This is a genomic window from Clostridium sp. FP1, assembly GCF_011065975.2.
Taxonomy (GTDB): domain Bacteria; phylum Bacillota; class Clostridia; order Clostridiales; family Clostridiaceae; genus Clostridium_AD; species Clostridium_AD tagluense.
Genome location: NZ_JAAMNJ020000001.1, coordinates 2,959,777 through 2,975,609, shown reverse-complemented (window position 1 = coordinate 2,975,609; position 15,833 = coordinate 2,959,777). Strand labels below are relative to the sequence as shown.

The window sequence follows — 15,833 nt, the reverse complement described above, 5'->3', positions numbered from 1 at the left end:
TCTTTTTATTGTTATTAAATATTATTTAATAAAGGAGCTATTTGATAGGTCTTTTAGTGTATAGCTATTAGTAGTTAATTTTTTTGCTTTAAGCCAAATTAAAACTTCCTGGAGCTCTTTTTCAGGGGGCATAGTAGCCTTTGAATAAGTTGGGAAAATCAATGTTTTTTTCGCAATTTCAGGAAAACCAGCTTCCTTAATTACAAAATCAATATAACTTTCCTGTTTTGCTTCTTTTAAAAACTTTACAGATTTATTATAGGCTTTATAAAATGCTTTTATTTCGTCGGATTTTGATGCTATTGCATCTTTTGTGAATAGAATTACACCAGGGTTTATACCTAGTTTATCAGAACTACTTAAAACTTTTCCACCAGAAGAAATTGCAGTGCTTGCCAGAGGCTCTGGCAATGTAGCCATATCTAATTTACCATTGGTTAGCATTTCAAGTCTAGTAGGTATTTTCGGTATTACTACTTTTTTTGGTGAGTTAACATCTATGTTTGAATTTTCCATAATTCTATCTGTTAGATATTCAATAATAGTATTTTTAGAAATCCCTATGGATTTTCCAGCAGATTGTTCAATTTTAGAAATATTAGAATTCACTCCAGAAATTAGTTTATAGCTACCATTTGTTTTTGAAGTGATTTTAACATCAAATTTATTATCGTTAAAAAATACTGCCGCAAGCATATCAGATATTGCTCCATCAATTTTACCCGTTTGAAGTGCTGTATCCCTATCTGTTGCACTTTTAAAATGCTCTATTTTTACCTCTATACCTTCTTCTTTAAAATATCCATTGTGCTCTGCTATAATAACTGGAACAGAGTCTAAATCTGGCATAGCACCAATAGTTAGAGTTTTTGTTGACTTTAGTCCCGCATCTTCTTTCACCTTGCTTGTGCATCCAACAATACTTATACCCATTATAAATACTAAGGTAAGTGCTAAAAATTTTTTTTTCAATATGTACCTCCAATAAAAATTTATTTTGTCCACAAATAGCTTTCTAACAATTATATTTTTTGAAAAGTCGAAAGAAAGTAGATAAAATAATATAAAGCCCTGTAATGAAATGTAAATAACGCAGTTATCATAACACTTATTTAACTCAGTGTAAATACTGGCAACTCAACCTTTGGAATATATCTATGAACTAAATTAACAAAACATATTATTAATGACCAAATCGCTTCTTTATTTGCAGAGCTAAAGGTATTGTGATAAAATTTTAACTAGTAAAGTTGAAAGAAATAAAGACTAAGTAAATATGTAAATAACGTATATAATTTATTCTAGGTTAATAATTTTATATTTTAGGCATTATAAACTATATTTTTGGTAAAAATAGTCCTATAATTACAATTCTCAAACTGAGGGGGATATAGTATGAGTGAAAAGAAAAGAATAGCTATACTTGGCGGAGGGTATGGTGGAGTATTAACGGCAAAGAAGCTTGCTAAAAAATTCAAAAAAGATGAAGAAGTTGAAATCACTCTTATAGACCAAAATCCATACCACACACTACTTACTGAACTTCATGAAGTAGCTGCAGGACGTGTTTCGGAGGATGCTATTAGGATTGATTTCAAAAAAATATTTGCAAAAAGAAAAGTAAAAGTTGTACTTGATGAAATTACTGATTTGGATTTTAAAAATAATGTACTAAAATCCGAAAACAATACCTATGAATATGATTATCTAGTAATTGGTGCTGGATGTAAGCCCACTTACTTTGGCGTAAAGGGAGCAGAAGAATTTTGCCATAAATTATGGTCTTTTGAAGATGCTGTAGCACTTAAAGAACATATTCTTAAAATGTTTAGAAAAGCTGTAAAAGAAAAAAACAAAGAAGAAAGAAAAAAACTTCTAACCTTTATTGTTGTTGGTGGTGGATTCACAGGTGTTGAAATGATGGGGGAACTCGGTGAGTGGAAAGAGAGGTTATGTAAGGATTTTTACATAGAACAAGAGGAAGTAACTTTAATATTAGTAGATGACTTACCTAAAATATTACCTAATTTCCCTGATAAGTTAATAGCAAAAACTAAAAAAAGACTTAATAAATTAGGGGTTACAGTACTAACTAATGCTGGTGTTACAGAAGTTACAGGGGACACTGCTACAATAAGAAATAATGGTATTGTTAATACCTATACAGTAATTTGGACTGCTGGCGTTGAAGGCTCTGATATTATTGGTAAAATGGACATTCAGCAAAAGGGTAGAAAAAGAATAGTAACTGACGATAAATTGCGGTCTTTAGATTATAAAAACGTTTATGTTGTTGGTGATAACATTTTCTTTATTCCTGAAGGTGAAGAAAGACCTCTCCCGCAAATGGTAGAAAATGCAGAAGAGTCTGCTGCATTAATTGCGCATAATGTTTATACAGAGATAAAGGGTGGAGAAAAGAAATCCTATAAACCTTCATTCCATGGTGCAATGGTATGCGTTGGCGGAAAATATGGTGTAGCAAATGTTGGAGCTGGGAAAAACTTTTTTGCATTATCTGGATTCTTTGCACTATTTGTTAAACACTTTATAAATATTGTTTACTTTATCCAGGTCGCTGGGTTTAATAAATGCTGGTCATACTTATTACATGAATTTTTCCATGTTAAAGATAATAGAAGTTTTGTAGGTGGCTATTTTTCAAAATCATCTCCAAACTTCTGGCTATTAGTACTTAGAATGTTCGTTGGCTACAAATGGCTAACAGAAGGACTGGAAAAATTACCTAAAATAATAGCTGATCCTTCAAAAATTTTCTTAATACCTGCACCAGTAGTTGATGGAGCAACAGCAGCAACAGCTGCAGCACCAGCAGCGGGAGCAGCACCAGTAGCAACATGGGTTGCATTACCAGTACCAGGGTTTATAGAAAAAATAGTTAAATGGTCTATGGATACTTTCTTTTATACAGGTGATGGTGGATATACAGTTTTAGCTACAATTTTCCAAACCGGTATGGTGATTGCAGAAATATTAGTAGGAATAATGCTTATCGTTGGATTATTTAGCGCATTAGCTTCTATTATGTCAGTTGCTATGGGTATTATGATTTGGACTTCAGGAATGGCTCCTACTGAAATGTTATGGTACTTATCAGCAGGAATTGCTCTTATAGGTGGATCTGGAAGTACTTTTGGTATGGATTACTATGTGCTACCAATACTTAAAAAGTACTGGAAGAGTATTGGATGGGTTAAAAAATCTTATTTATATGTTGATTAATATATATTTATACAATAGTTCTGTAATTAAAAACTGAATTTTTTTAAATCTAATGTCCTTTTAAAAATAATTAAAAGGACATTTGGTTTTATAGTGGAATATTAATTAATAAGTAATATTTATTGGAAACTCAAAAAATAATTGGACAAGGTGATAAAATGAGTAAATTTTGGGAATGTTATCCTGATATTGCAGATGAATTAGAAAGTATAAAAAAGATAATTGTAACTAATGTAAAATCTAGTGAAAAAGAGTTTGATGAAGCTATTTCTCCACTGGTTAATGCAGGTGGAAAGATGTTAAGGCCAGCCTTTTTACTACTGGCCGCAAAATTTGGAGAGTATGATAAGGACAAAATGCATAATTTAGGTGCAGCCATTGAAATGATGCATATGGCAACATTAGTTCATGATGACGTTGTAGATGAATCTAAACTTAGACGTGGTGTGGAAACGGTGCAACACAAATACAGCAAAGAATATGCAGTGTATATAGGTGATTATTTATTTTGTCAATGCTTTATAATGCTATCTGGATTTGATTATTCCACTGAAAATTTAAGAGATATATCAAAAGCGATATCTAAAATATGTATGGGAGAAATAAGGCAATATAATATTAGATACCTAAGAAACACAAGCCTTAGAAAATACATAAAAATTATATCTGGAAAAACAGCAGCACTATTTGCTATTAGCTTTTATACTGGTGCAAAGGAATCTAAATGTAGTGAGAAAACTTCAAAATTATTAGCAAGGGTTGGTTACTATATTGGAATGGCTTTTCAAATCATAGATGATTTGCTTGATTACAGTGGAGATGCTAGTAAACTAGGTAAAAATGCTCAAAGTGATTTAGTAAAAGGTTATTATACACTACCACTAATATATGCTATGGCAGAGGATCCAGAAAATAAAATTTCTATTATATTAGATAATACTTCATTAAATGATGAAGATGTAAAACAAATAACTATATTAATTAAAAAATATAATGGAATAGATAAAGCTCAAAACTTAGCGGATAAATATACAAAAAAAGCCTTTGATTATATTGAAAAATTACCTGACTGCGAAAGCAAAGAAATAATTAAAGTTGTAACACAAAAATTATTAAATCGTAATTCCTAATAAAATATAGAAAGGGATGGTTATATGGCTTATAAAGATTTGCAGGATTTTATAAATCATTTAAGAGATAAAAAACTTTTAGATGAAATTGAAATCGAAGTGGATAGTGAGCTTGAAATTACGGAAATAGCTGATAGAGTTTCAAAAAAGTATGGTCATGCCTTGCTTTTTAAAAATGTAAAAGATTCAGAATACCCAGTATTAATTAATTCACTAGGAACCTACGAGCGAATGAATTACGGGCTAGAAGTAGAGGATCTTGATGATATTGCAGCAACTATAATGGATTTTATGGATGTAACAAATTATATAACCTTAATTAATAAGGTTAAATCTATTCCCAAACTTGCAAGACTTGCAAGGGTATTTCCTAAAAAAGTAAAAAACGCCCCTTGCCAAGAGGTAATAGAAGATGCAGACTTAAGTAAGCTTCCAATATTAAAGTGTTGGCCTAAAGATGGAGGGCGCTACATAACACTTCCCCTAGTAATAACAGTAGATCCAGAAACTAATCAGCAAAATGTTGGAATGTACAGGCTTCAGGTATATGATAAAAATACTACTGGTATGCATTGGCATCTACATAAAGACGGAAAAGAGATATATGAAAAATATAGGAAGCTTGGATTGAAAATGCCTGTATCAGTAGCATTAGGCTGCGACCCAGCAACTATATATGCCGCCACTGCACCACTACCAAAAATGATAGATGAAATGATTTTTGCTGGATTTCTTAGAAAATCACCTGTAGAAATTGTTAAATCAATAACCAATGATATTTATGTACCTGCTAATGCTGAATTTATACTAGAAGGATATGTAGACTTAGATGAAAAGAGATTAGAAGGTCCCTTTGGTGACCATACAGGATATTATTCTCTTGAAGATATGTACCCAGTGTTTCACATTGAAAAGATTACAAGGAAAAAGCATCCAGTATATCCTACAACAATTGTAGGTAAGCCCCCTATGGAAGATTGTTACTTAGGAAAAGCTACAGAACGGATTTTTTTACCCTTAATGAAGGTTCAATGTCCTGAAATAATAGACATAAATTTTCCGCTAGAAGGTGTATTTCATAATTGTGTAATAGTTTCAATTAAAAAGGCTTATCCAAAGCATGCTCACAAAATTATGAATTCACTATGGGGACTTGGGCAGATGATGTATACAAAAATGATTATAGTTGTAGATGAAAATATTGATCCTCAGGATATCTCAACCGTAGCTTGGAAAGTATTTAATAATATAGATCCCAGTAGAGATATAGTAATTTCAGAAGGTCCTTTAGATGCACTTGATCATGCATCAAATACTCCTTTTTATGGTTCAAGACTAGGTATAGATGCTACAAAAAAATGGCCATCAGAAGGACATTCAAGGCCTTGGCCAGATGATATAGAAATGTCTGAGGAAATTAAAAAAATGGTAGATAAGAGGTGGAGTGAATATGGTATTAAAGAAACTTAAAAGCTATGGAGAGTTAGTTATGTTTTCCCATACATTATTTTCTCTTCCTTTCGCTTTAATATCAATGATTTGGGCAGCTAATGGGTTACCGACCACTGCTACAGTATTTTGGATATTAATTGCACTTGTTGGAGCTCGAAATGGCGCTAATGCTCTTAATAGAATTGTAGATAAGGATATTGATAAAAAGAATCCTAGGACTGCAAATAGACATTTGCCAAAGGGTCTAGTAAAGGGTTATGAAGCATTAGGAATAGTGCTACTGTGTTTCTTTATTTTTATAATAGCAGCCTATAAATTAAATCCTCTATGTTTTATGTTATCGCCAGTGGCACTTTTTCTATTTATAATTTACTCTTATACTAAAAGATTTACATGGGTATGTCATATCATTCTAGGTATTACCTGTGGTGGCGCTCCTGTAGGAGCATGGCTTGCAGTAACAGGGAAATTTGCGATAGCACCAATTGTTTTAGGTGCTGTTGTGACATTGTGGGTAGCTGGTTTTGATATAATTTATGCAACTCAAGATATTGAATTTGATAGGAAAACCGGTTTGTTTTCTATACCCGCTAAATTTGGGTTAAAGGGTGCATTATACATATCCTCTCTGTTTCACTTTATTACGGTTTTGCTTTTAATTAGTTTATATTTTATCATGCATAGAGGCTGGATATATTTATTTGGCATATTTATCAGCGCCATTTTGTTAATCTTAGAGCATTATATTGTGTCTCCAACAAACACAAAGAAGATGAAAATCGCTTCTTATAACATAAATCAAGTTGTAAGTGTTTGTATATTTATTTTTACTGTATTAGATTTTTTTATATTATAACTAAGAGGTGATTTGTTTGGGAAGATATATAGTAGGGATTACCGGAGCCAGTGGAAGTATCTACGGTGTACGGCTTATAGAAGAGTTAATAAAAGGTGATAATGAAGTTTATTTAGTTATTACAAATAACGGTAGAAGGGTTTTGGAATATGAGCTTGAAATTGATTTTGATGGATGGCTTAAAAATCTTAGTAATTCTAAAGGAAGGCTTAATTTATGTGATATAGATGATATGTTTTCGTCTATAGCAAGTGGTTCCTTTAAGACTGATGGAATGGTAATTGTGCCCTGTTCCATGGGAACTCTTTCAAAAATAAGTAGCGGAACTTCCGATAATTTACTAATAAGAGCTGCAGACGTAATGATTAAAGAAAAAAGAAAGTTGATTTTGATTCCAAGGGAAACTCCTCTTAGTTCTATTCATCTTCAGAACATGCTTTTTTTAAGCAATTTGAATGTTTTGATAATACCTCCTATGCCAGCTTTTTATGAAAAACCAAAAACTATTGAAGATATGGTAAATATCACAGTAGGGAGAATTCTTTCAAGCTTAAATGTAGATAATGAAATGTACCATGAGTGGGGCATAAATAAATGATAGAAATAAGCGATTTAAGTGTTTGTTATAAAAATGTGGACAAACATGCCAAAGTCATAGAAAATGTAAATTTAACAGTAAAAAAAGGGGATATTTGTGCTATAATTGGACCCTCTGGTGGTGGAAAATCAACTTTATTAAAGGTTCTAGCAGGAATAATTGTAGACTATACCGGTGAAGTTTTGATAGATGGAAAAGCAGTGAATCCTAAAATACATAGAATTGGATTAATACCTCAAAATTACGGACTAGTTAAATGGAAAACAGTAGAGCAGAACATATTTCTATCCGCGAAAATCAAAGATGGTAAAGAGCATATTGATATGGAATTTTATGAAAAACTGCTAGTGGAGTTAAAGCTTAAAGACTTTGTTAAAAGATATCCGAGTCAGCTAAGTGGGGGACAAATGCAAAGAGTATCCATGGCTAGAGCTTTATTATTAAAACCAAATGTACTTTTAATGGATGAATCTTTTTCTGCATTAGATGCTATGACCAGGGAAGACGTTCAAAAAATGTTTTTAGAGGTTTGGCAGGCAAATAAGGTTACTACTATACTTGTAACCCATGATATTAAAGAAGCAATATATTTAGCAAAGAACATAGCTGTAATATCCTCCTCCCCAGGAAAAATAGTTGAAGTTATAAGCAATCCCTTATTTGGAAAAATAAATGGGGAAGTTGATTTGGAGTATATACATATAAACAATAAACTTAGAAAAATTCTTAAAGGGGACGAGTTGGAATGAGACTTAAAGAATATAAACTAGTTAACTTCGCAATTGCTTTTTTTATTATTTTTGGTTTGTGGCAAATAATAGCAATGATTATTAATAAGCCATTGTTTCCACCCCCTTATGCAATAATAATAAATATAATTACAACTTTTAAAAGTGACATAGCAATCCATGTTGTTTACAGTTTTAATAGAATTATAGTAGGTCTGCTATTTACTTTGGTAATAGGTGTACCTGTAGGTATTTTAATGGGCTATTTTAAAAAAATCGATTTAATATTTTCACCAATTATATATTTTAATTATCCTATACCTAAGATAGCATTACTTCCTATGGTAATGCTTATTTTTGGCTTAGGCGATTTAACAAAAATAGTTATGATTTTTTTAATTACATTTTTTCCTGTAGTAGTTAATATACGAGATGAAGTAAAAAATATCCCTGAAGAGGTTTTTTACCCTATGTATTCATTAGGAGCAACGAATTATCAAATAATGAAAGAGATTATTTTTCCAGGAATACTTAAAGCCTTATTAACATCTCTTCGAATAGGTATAGGTACCGCCATATCTGTTTTATTCTTTACTGAAAACTTTGGCACAGAATATGGTATGGGGTATTTTATTATGGACTCTTGGATGAGGGTTAACTATATTCAAATGTATTCAGGTATCTTAATCTTAAGTTTAATCGGCCTATTTTTCTTTATTATAACTGATATTTTAGAGGGGATTTTTTGTCCCTGGAGATAAGATACCCCCACTGATTTTAAAAGTTTTATAATACTTTATTAAAATGTATACTTAAAATGACACAAAAGTAGAAAAATGATATAATCATATTAATTGCTATTGACTCCAGAAAAACTAACGCGAATGACAAGGAGGAGACTTACTTGAGAAAATTAGTTATATTAGCATTATGGATAGTTTTAGCAACTGGACTGGTGGCTTGTGGTTCCAAAAATGTTATTTATAAGCAAGGAACCTATGAGGGAAACGCAGAAGGGCATATAGGACCCATAAAGGTTAAAATAGTAACGGATCAATATGAAATAAAGGAAATTGTGATATTATCGCAACAAGAAACTCCAGTGATAGCTGAAATAGTATATAAAAAAATTCCACCAAAAGTAATAAAAGCTAATAGTTCAGAGGTTCAAGTTGTTGCAGGAGCTACATATACAAGCAATGGACTTATTAAAGCTATTAAGGATGGGTTAAATAAAGCAAAAATAGAATAACCATAATATGAGGTGAAGTGCTATTGAAATTGCAGTATAAATTAACAATATTTATAAGCATTATAATATTTATGGTCATTGGTGGAATAGGAATTGTTACTTATTATCAAGTGCAAAATTCTGTGGAAACTCAAATGGGTAATAATGCTATGGATTTAGCCGTAACTATTGCATCTATTGATATAATCGAAAAAACTTTAGCAACTTCTAAAGATTATGACACTGTTCAAAAAACTATAGAAAGTTTTAGAGAAAAAACTAGATTTCAATATATTATTGTTATGGATATGAAAGGAATAAAATATTCCTATCCAAATGGGAATTCTCTAGGCAGGAAATATGCTGACGGTGGAGAAGAGCAGGTGCTAACAAAGGGTGAATCTTATGTGGCTAGGGACAGAAATGTTTTGATTTCGGCAACAAGAGCCTTTGTACCTATTTATTATAAGGGAGAACAAGTAGGTGCAGTTTTAGTGGGCCTTTTAACAGATACAGTATATGCTGAACTTGATTTCCATTTATTTTGTTTGAAAATAGCTTTAGTAGTTGGTCTTTTAATGGGCATAGTAGGTGCAGTTTTTTTATCAAATACAATAAAAAAAAGCATATTTGGGCTGGAGCCAAAGGAAATTGCACTACTACTGGGACAGAGGGATTTAATTTTGCAGAATCTAAAAAATGGAATTATAGCTATTGATAGTGATGGTAAAATAATACTCTTTAATAAAATAGCTAAGGAAATCTTAAAACTAGAAGATGAAAATATAGGCAAAAGTGTTGCTACTTTGAACTTAAATTATACAGATGAAATGATGGAAGTATTGAGGAATAAGGAAGCGGTATATAATCAAGAAATTAAAATGCGCCCGGGTAAAACACTTATGTGCAGTCACACCCTATTAAAAAATCATAAAGAAGAGATTATAGGTGTTGTTTCTAGTTTCCAGGACTTAACTGAGGTTGTGAATATGGCAGAAGAATTAACTGGAATTAAAAAAATGACTTCTGCTTTAAGAGCGCAAAATCATGAGTTTATGAATAAACTTCACACTATTTCAGGACTAATACAATTAGAAGAGTATAATGAGGCTATTGAATATATTTCACATATATCCAAGCTTCGGGGAGAGGTTTCTGAAATTCTTAGCAAAAGAATTAAAAATACCCACATAGCAGGGCTCTTACTTGCCAAATATAATAAAGCAACAGAAGCTAAAATTTCTGTAGAAATTGATGCAAATTCTTATCTAGATGATATTCCTAAAAATATAACAGTAGATGAAATTTGCTCTGTAATTGGAAACTTAATAGAAAATTCTATAGAAGAATTAGTAAAATTTGAAAATGGTAAGATATCCATAAGATTAATATCCAATAGTGAATCACTTAGAATAAGAATTCAAGATAATGGTACTGGAATTAGTGAGAATATAATAGATAAAGTTTTTGAGCGTGGATTTACAACCAAACCTGGTAACAGAGGATTTGGCCTTAGTATTATAAAACAAATAGTAGATTATGCAGGCGGTGACATAAATATTCTACAAGATAATGGAACTATATGGGATATATTTATACCAATGAAAAGGGGTAGATCATATGATTAAGGTTCTTATTGTTGAAGACGACCCTATGGTGAGAGAAATAAATGAAAAATTTCTAAAAAAAATAGAAGGGTTTACACTATATGACAGCGTTAACTCTATTGAAAAAGCAAAAGACGTTATAATAAGTGGAAAACCTGACCTAATATTATTAGATGTTTTTTTTCCGCAGGGTCTAGGTACAGATTTATTAAAGTGGATACGACTGGAAAATTTAAAATGTGATGTTATATTAATTACTGCAGATAGGAATACAGAAACTGTTGAAGAAGCATTTCGATATGGAGTAGTAGATTATTTAGTAAAACCTTTTATATTCAATAGGTTTAAGGAGGCATTGCTTCAATTTAAAAGTAGAAAGAATAGTTTTAAAAATGTTGATAGTATGGAGCAAGAAATTATTGATAGATATACTATAAAAGAAAATAAACACGTCATAGAATATTATGAAAATATTGGTGATATTAAGGGATTTAATCAGTACACTTATGAAAAAGTTATAATGGGTATATCTGATATGAAAGATAAACCATTTACATCTGAGCAAATTGCAAAAAACATCGGAGTTTCTAGAATAACTGCTAGAAGATACCTAGACTATTTAGAAAAAGAGCAAAAGCTTGTGGTTGAAATGGAATACGGTAAAGTGGGTAGACCTAAAAACAAATATAGAATAAAAGGAGAATATTAGTGCAATTTAATATGCACTAATATTCTCCTTTTAATATCAATATAAGAAGTAACGTCACTGAGTAATGATACCTACTAAAATTCCTCTGTTTCTAATATAAATCCTTCTATTACAACATCCTCATCAATTTCAATAAGTAGACATCTTCTACCATCACTATTTTTTACCTGCTTAACTGAATTTAGATCCTTAGGTGTTAATGTAATATTTGCAATTTCACTAGTAATCTTAATGGATTTTGAATTGAATTCAGGTACAATATTGTTTATCTTAAAATTATACTTTATACCACAAGTTTCAATGAAGGCAGTGTCTATATCAGATATAATCTCTGCGCCACAATTACTCAGAATATTTTTAATATCCACAATTCCAATAGTGGGGCTTTCACCACCTTCAGCTTGCTCGGCGAGTTCATGTATATTCACATAAATGTCCTGCATAAGTTCAGGTTTGATTTTTTCGCCGATTATGGATTTCAATATATCACCAAAGCAATTTTTCTCGTCTTCAGCAGTAAACTTAAAATCACAGTTAAGAACTTTCTCAATGAAATCAGCGTTTAATTCTTTAGGTTTTGAAGCATAATATAAAATTTTATTAATATCTGAATATCCATTGTTAAGAGTAGGGAACATGAAGCCCTCCAAGGGAGAATTAAGATTAATGACTGAATCTAAAGCCGAATTTGCTTTGAATTCCTTATCCGTATAATCAAATTTTAGAGTTCTCTTTGGTATATCTATTTTATTTACACTTGAAAGAATGAAATTAAAGGCTTGTACCGCATCATCAATGCTCTCATCTGCTTCCATATTTCTATGGCTAGAACCTAGCCAATATTCAGCTTTAATAAAAGTAACCACTACATCAGTTTCATATTTATAATTAGCTGTAATTTTTTTAATAAGCTCATTAAGGGAGCTTTGAATTTCGTTTTTATCACTTGTCTTTAGTGCGCTGCCTAAAATCTTTTGAGTGCTATTTTCTTCTTCGATATTCTGAAAATCTAATTCGAAAATTTTTGTATCTATAGCTCCAGTGAGTACTTTCTTAAAATTACCTAGAAACAATTCTTTTTTATCCATATCCATTCTATCAAAAAAATCAAATTCTGAATGAATAACTGGCTCATAATCTATTTGCACATTATCTTTTTTTAGATAAACGCTATAAATTTCCTGGATTTTCATCATACCACTATCTAATTTAAATTCTTTTCTTATGTCTGCAAGCTCTTTTTTATTCATCATAAAACCTCTTTTCATTGTTATTTTCTTTTATATGCTAAAATTATAACACAAAATTATGGAATGATATTATAAAATTTCCTATATTAATTAATAATAACTATTGACAAAGTATTATTAGCGTGTTATATTATAAATATAAGAAGCGCAACTTATCGTATATTTAGTAAAATCTTTAAACGAAACTTGATACCCCCAATAAATCGAAAAATAAGAGAGTGGGGTGAGATCATAAAAATATATAAAAACTATACGTAGACTAAGAATTCAATGATGATTGCCATTGCAATCGGCTAAGAAGCCATTAAAGTAATTGCTTAGGAATACAAGAGATAGCTTACCATAATAATTTAAGTTTAAGTTCCAACACAATATTAATTTAAACATTAAGATAAAAAGGTCAATATATAGTTTAAGGAGATAAAATATTGTTAAATATATTAAGAAAAGATAGAAGTTAGAATCTAATTCGCTGTGAATTAAGTATTCTAACTTCTATTTATTTTTGTTGTATTATATGCCCCCAACTTATATAAGTGGGAGACTTTTCTTCTGAAATGTCGTTAAATATTAATAATTTTCAGTAAACCAACTGATTAACTTTTTAGCTATGCTTATACTATCGGGTGTTAAAGGCATTTCGGTAGAACTATACCAGTTAGCGTCACCAATTTCTTTTCCATCTACTTGTATTTCACCGCTTGCATATTCTGCTGTAAATCCTATCATAAGAGAATTAGGAAAAGGCCAAGGTTGATTTCCAAAATATTTTATATTTTTTACAGTAATCCCAGTCTCCTCTTGGACCTCGCGAACAACACATTCCTCAAAAGTCTCACCAACTTCTACAAAGCCAGCAACTACACTATATAACTCCTTAGCAGATTGATTATTATGTGCAAGCAACAATTTTCCATCTCGTACAACAGCCACAATTATGGCAGGAGAAATTCTAGGGTAATTTACCAGGCCACATTTGGGACACTTTTTAGCTCTTTCTCCATCCACGCTCTGAGCTAATGTACCACACCTGCCACAATATTTATGATCATTATTCCAGTTTACTATTTGAATAGCTCTCCCACCTATCCAAAACATGTCTTTAGATAATTGGTGAGTTAGTGCTTTAAGTTTGCTAAAATACATATCGCTTGGTATGACAGTATCACTATTTAATTCTCCGCAAAAGCAATTTTGTCCATCTATAGATCCAAGATATTGAGTATTAATTAATTCTAAATTTTCTAGATCGCAAATAGCGGGTATTACTGCTTTATCGTTTTCAGATTTAACTAATAATTCATCATTATAAAATAAAAAATATATATCCTTATTTGTTTTAGGCAAAACCATATCTACTGACGGTATAAAATTTGTCATATTGTCTTCATTACGCATTAGTATCATATCTCCAATCTACATTTATATAATTAATAAGCCTAATTAATAGGCAATTGGCGTTTATCTAAAAATTTATCAACGTGGTATAATTATATCATATACTTAAAATGTTTAATATTCTAAATTTATATATTATTTGATATAAAGAATACTTGTCTCAGTAAAATTATCAATAGAATCTTGTGAAAAAAAGTCGAATCTTATATTTTAGGGTTCATTTGCATTTATATATATGTTAAAATTATAAATACTCATATATTTAAAGAATAAATAGGAGAAAATATAAAATACTATATGCATTTGAAGTTTTTAAGCCACTTTTGTGGATATCAAGGAGGTATTATTATGGATATTAAAGAATTACCTAGCATTCCCTACTGTAGTCTAGGTATTATGGCACTAGAGAGTAGCTCGGAACTAGGGAATAGAATTAATGAGCTTTTAATAAAAAAACGTAAAGAATATGACGGTGAACCTATAAACCATGACTTGAGTGATGAAAAAACCTTTCTTATAAATATGACGGATACTCGATTTTCAAATGGTGAAGGTAAAATTATTATAGAAGATTCGGTTAGGGGTAAAGACATATTTATATTATGCGATGTAGGAAATTATAGTTGTACCTACACAATGTATGGTTATGTGAATCACAAAAGTCCAGATGATCATTTCCAAGATATAAAGAGGGTTTTGTCCGCCTTAGGTGGTAAGGCAAGGAGAATAACTGTAATAATGCCATTATTATATGCAAGCAGACAGCATAGACGAAAACATAGAGAATCTCTTGATTGTGCAATTGCTCTTCAGGAATTAGAAAGATTAGGGGTTAATGATATTATAACTTTTGATGTACATGATCCAAACGTTCAAAATGCAATACCACTTATATCCTTTGATAATTTATATCCCACTTATGAAATAGTGAAAACGATTTTACAAGAGGAGCCTGAGTTATTAGTAGACAAGGCAAAAGTGCTCGTGATAAGCCCAGATACAGGTGCAATGGATAGAGCTGTTTATTACTCTAGTGTAATTGGTCTTGATATTGGACTTTTCTATAAAAGAAGAGACCATTCAAAAGTAGTAAATGGTAAAAATCCCATAGTACAACATGAATATATGGGAAGAGAAGTAGAAGGACAGGATATTTTGATAGTTGACGATATGATAGCTTCTGGCGAGTCAATATTCGATATAGTGTTGGAATTAAAAAAACGTAAAGCAAAAAGAATATTTGTTACAGCAACTTTTGCATTATTTACTGAAGGAATAGAAAAATTCAATAAATTTTATGAAGATGGGTTAATTGAAAGAATATATTCAACAAATTTAACCTATATTCCTAAAGAGGTTAAAGAGGCTAAATGGTTCCGTGAAGTTGATATGTCGGGATTTGTCGCCAGCATAATAAACAATCTAAATTATGATAGATCTATAGCACCACTACTTGATGCCACTAAAGGTATAAAAGAACTGCTAAATAAATCAAGGGTTTAGGTAAATGTAATTCCCACTTATATAAGTAGGAGACTTTCCTTCTAGAATATCCTTAAAAATAAAAATACATATAAAAGACTATTATAATAAAAGAATAATTTAGCTTTTATTGTAATAGTTTTTATATG

14 protein-coding genes are annotated in these 15,833 nt (G+C 30.9%); 11 read left to right on the top strand and 3 right to left on the bottom strand.

Annotated elements, in window-relative coordinates; genetic code table 11:
- Positions 1-21: 21 nt before the first annotated feature.
- Complete coding sequence (locus G9F70_RS14365; protein ID WP_164943635.1) at positions 22-972, bottom strand: ABC transporter substrate-binding protein; 951 nt, start codon at positions 970-972, stop codon at positions 22-24.
- A 423-nt stretch (positions 973-1,395) separates the two neighbouring features.
- Between G9F70_RS14365 and G9F70_RS14360 the strand changes: the two genes are divergently transcribed.
- From G9F70_RS14360 to G9F70_RS14315, 10 genes are all read left to right on the top strand, one after another.
- Entirely contained in the window at positions 1,396-3,243 is a 1,848-nt protein-coding gene (locus G9F70_RS14360; protein ID WP_164943634.1) for an FAD-dependent oxidoreductase, read from the top strand.
- 158 nt (positions 3,244-3,401) lie between these two features.
- Positions 3,402-4,373, top strand: coding sequence for a polyprenyl synthetase family protein (locus tag G9F70_RS14355; protein WP_164943633.1), 972 nt, complete (start codon positions 3,402-3,404; stop codon positions 4,371-4,373).
- A 24-nt stretch (positions 4,374-4,397) separates the two neighbouring features.
- On the top strand, positions 4,398-5,843 hold the full coding sequence (locus G9F70_RS14350) for a menaquinone biosynthesis decarboxylase (RefSeq protein WP_164943632.1): 1,446 nt from the start codon (positions 4,398-4,400) through the stop codon (positions 5,841-5,843).
- Positions 5,824-6,681, top strand: coding sequence for a UbiA-like polyprenyltransferase (locus G9F70_RS14345; protein WP_164943631.1), 858 nt, complete (start codon positions 5,824-5,826; stop codon positions 6,679-6,681). The genes G9F70_RS14350 and G9F70_RS14345 overlap by 20 nt, the downstream gene beginning before the upstream one ends.
- 16 nt (positions 6,682-6,697) lie before the next feature.
- Entirely contained in the window at positions 6,698-7,279 is a 582-nt protein-coding gene (locus tag G9F70_RS14340; protein WP_164943630.1) for a flavin prenyltransferase UbiX, read from the top strand.
- On the top strand, positions 7,276-8,028 hold the full coding sequence (locus G9F70_RS14335) for an ABC transporter ATP-binding protein (RefSeq protein ID WP_164943629.1): 753 nt from the start codon (positions 7,276-7,278) through the stop codon (positions 8,026-8,028). The genes G9F70_RS14340 and G9F70_RS14335 overlap by 4 nt, the downstream gene beginning before the upstream one ends.
- Positions 8,025-8,768, top strand: coding sequence for an ABC transporter permease (locus G9F70_RS14330; protein WP_164943628.1), 744 nt, complete (start codon positions 8,025-8,027; stop codon positions 8,766-8,768). Before G9F70_RS14335 ends, G9F70_RS14330 begins: the two co-directional genes overlap by 4 nt.
- Positions 8,769-8,911: 143 nt before the next feature.
- A complete protein-coding gene (locus tag G9F70_RS14325) occupies positions 8,912-9,259 on the top strand; it encodes an FMN-binding protein (RefSeq protein ID WP_164943627.1) in 348 nt (115 codons plus the stop codon).
- A 23-nt stretch (positions 9,260-9,282) separates the two neighbouring features.
- Positions 9,283-10,866 (top strand): sensor histidine kinase, encoded by a 1,584-nt coding sequence (locus G9F70_RS14320; RefSeq protein ID WP_164943626.1) that lies wholly within the window; start codon positions 9,283-9,285, stop codon positions 10,864-10,866.
- Positions 10,859-11,554 (top strand): response regulator, encoded by a 696-nt coding sequence (locus G9F70_RS14315; RefSeq protein WP_164943625.1) that lies wholly within the window; start codon positions 10,859-10,861, stop codon positions 11,552-11,554. The genes G9F70_RS14320 and G9F70_RS14315 overlap by 8 nt, the downstream gene beginning before the upstream one ends.
- A gap of 74 nt (positions 11,555-11,628) precedes the next feature.
- On the opposite strand, the gene G9F70_RS14310 is transcribed toward G9F70_RS14315, so the two are convergent.
- Positions 11,629-12,807: a DUF4317 family protein gene (locus G9F70_RS14310; RefSeq protein WP_318010997.1), complete on the bottom strand. Its 1,179-nt coding sequence runs from the start codon at positions 12,805-12,807 to the stop codon at positions 11,629-11,631.
- 567 nt (positions 12,808-13,374) lie between these two features.
- The gene (gene nudC / locus G9F70_RS14305; RefSeq protein WP_224617584.1) at positions 13,375-14,202 is read right to left on the bottom strand and encodes an NAD(+) diphosphatase; all 828 of its coding nucleotides are present in this window, start codon (positions 14,200-14,202) and stop codon (positions 13,375-13,377) included.
- Between the two features lie 348 nt (positions 14,203-14,550).
- Between nudC and G9F70_RS14300 the strand changes: the two genes are divergently transcribed.
- Complete coding sequence (locus tag G9F70_RS14300; protein ID WP_164943624.1) at positions 14,551-15,705, top strand: ribose-phosphate pyrophosphokinase; 1,155 nt, start codon at positions 14,551-14,553, stop codon at positions 15,703-15,705.
- The last annotated feature ends 128 nt before the right edge of the window (positions 15,706-15,833 follow it).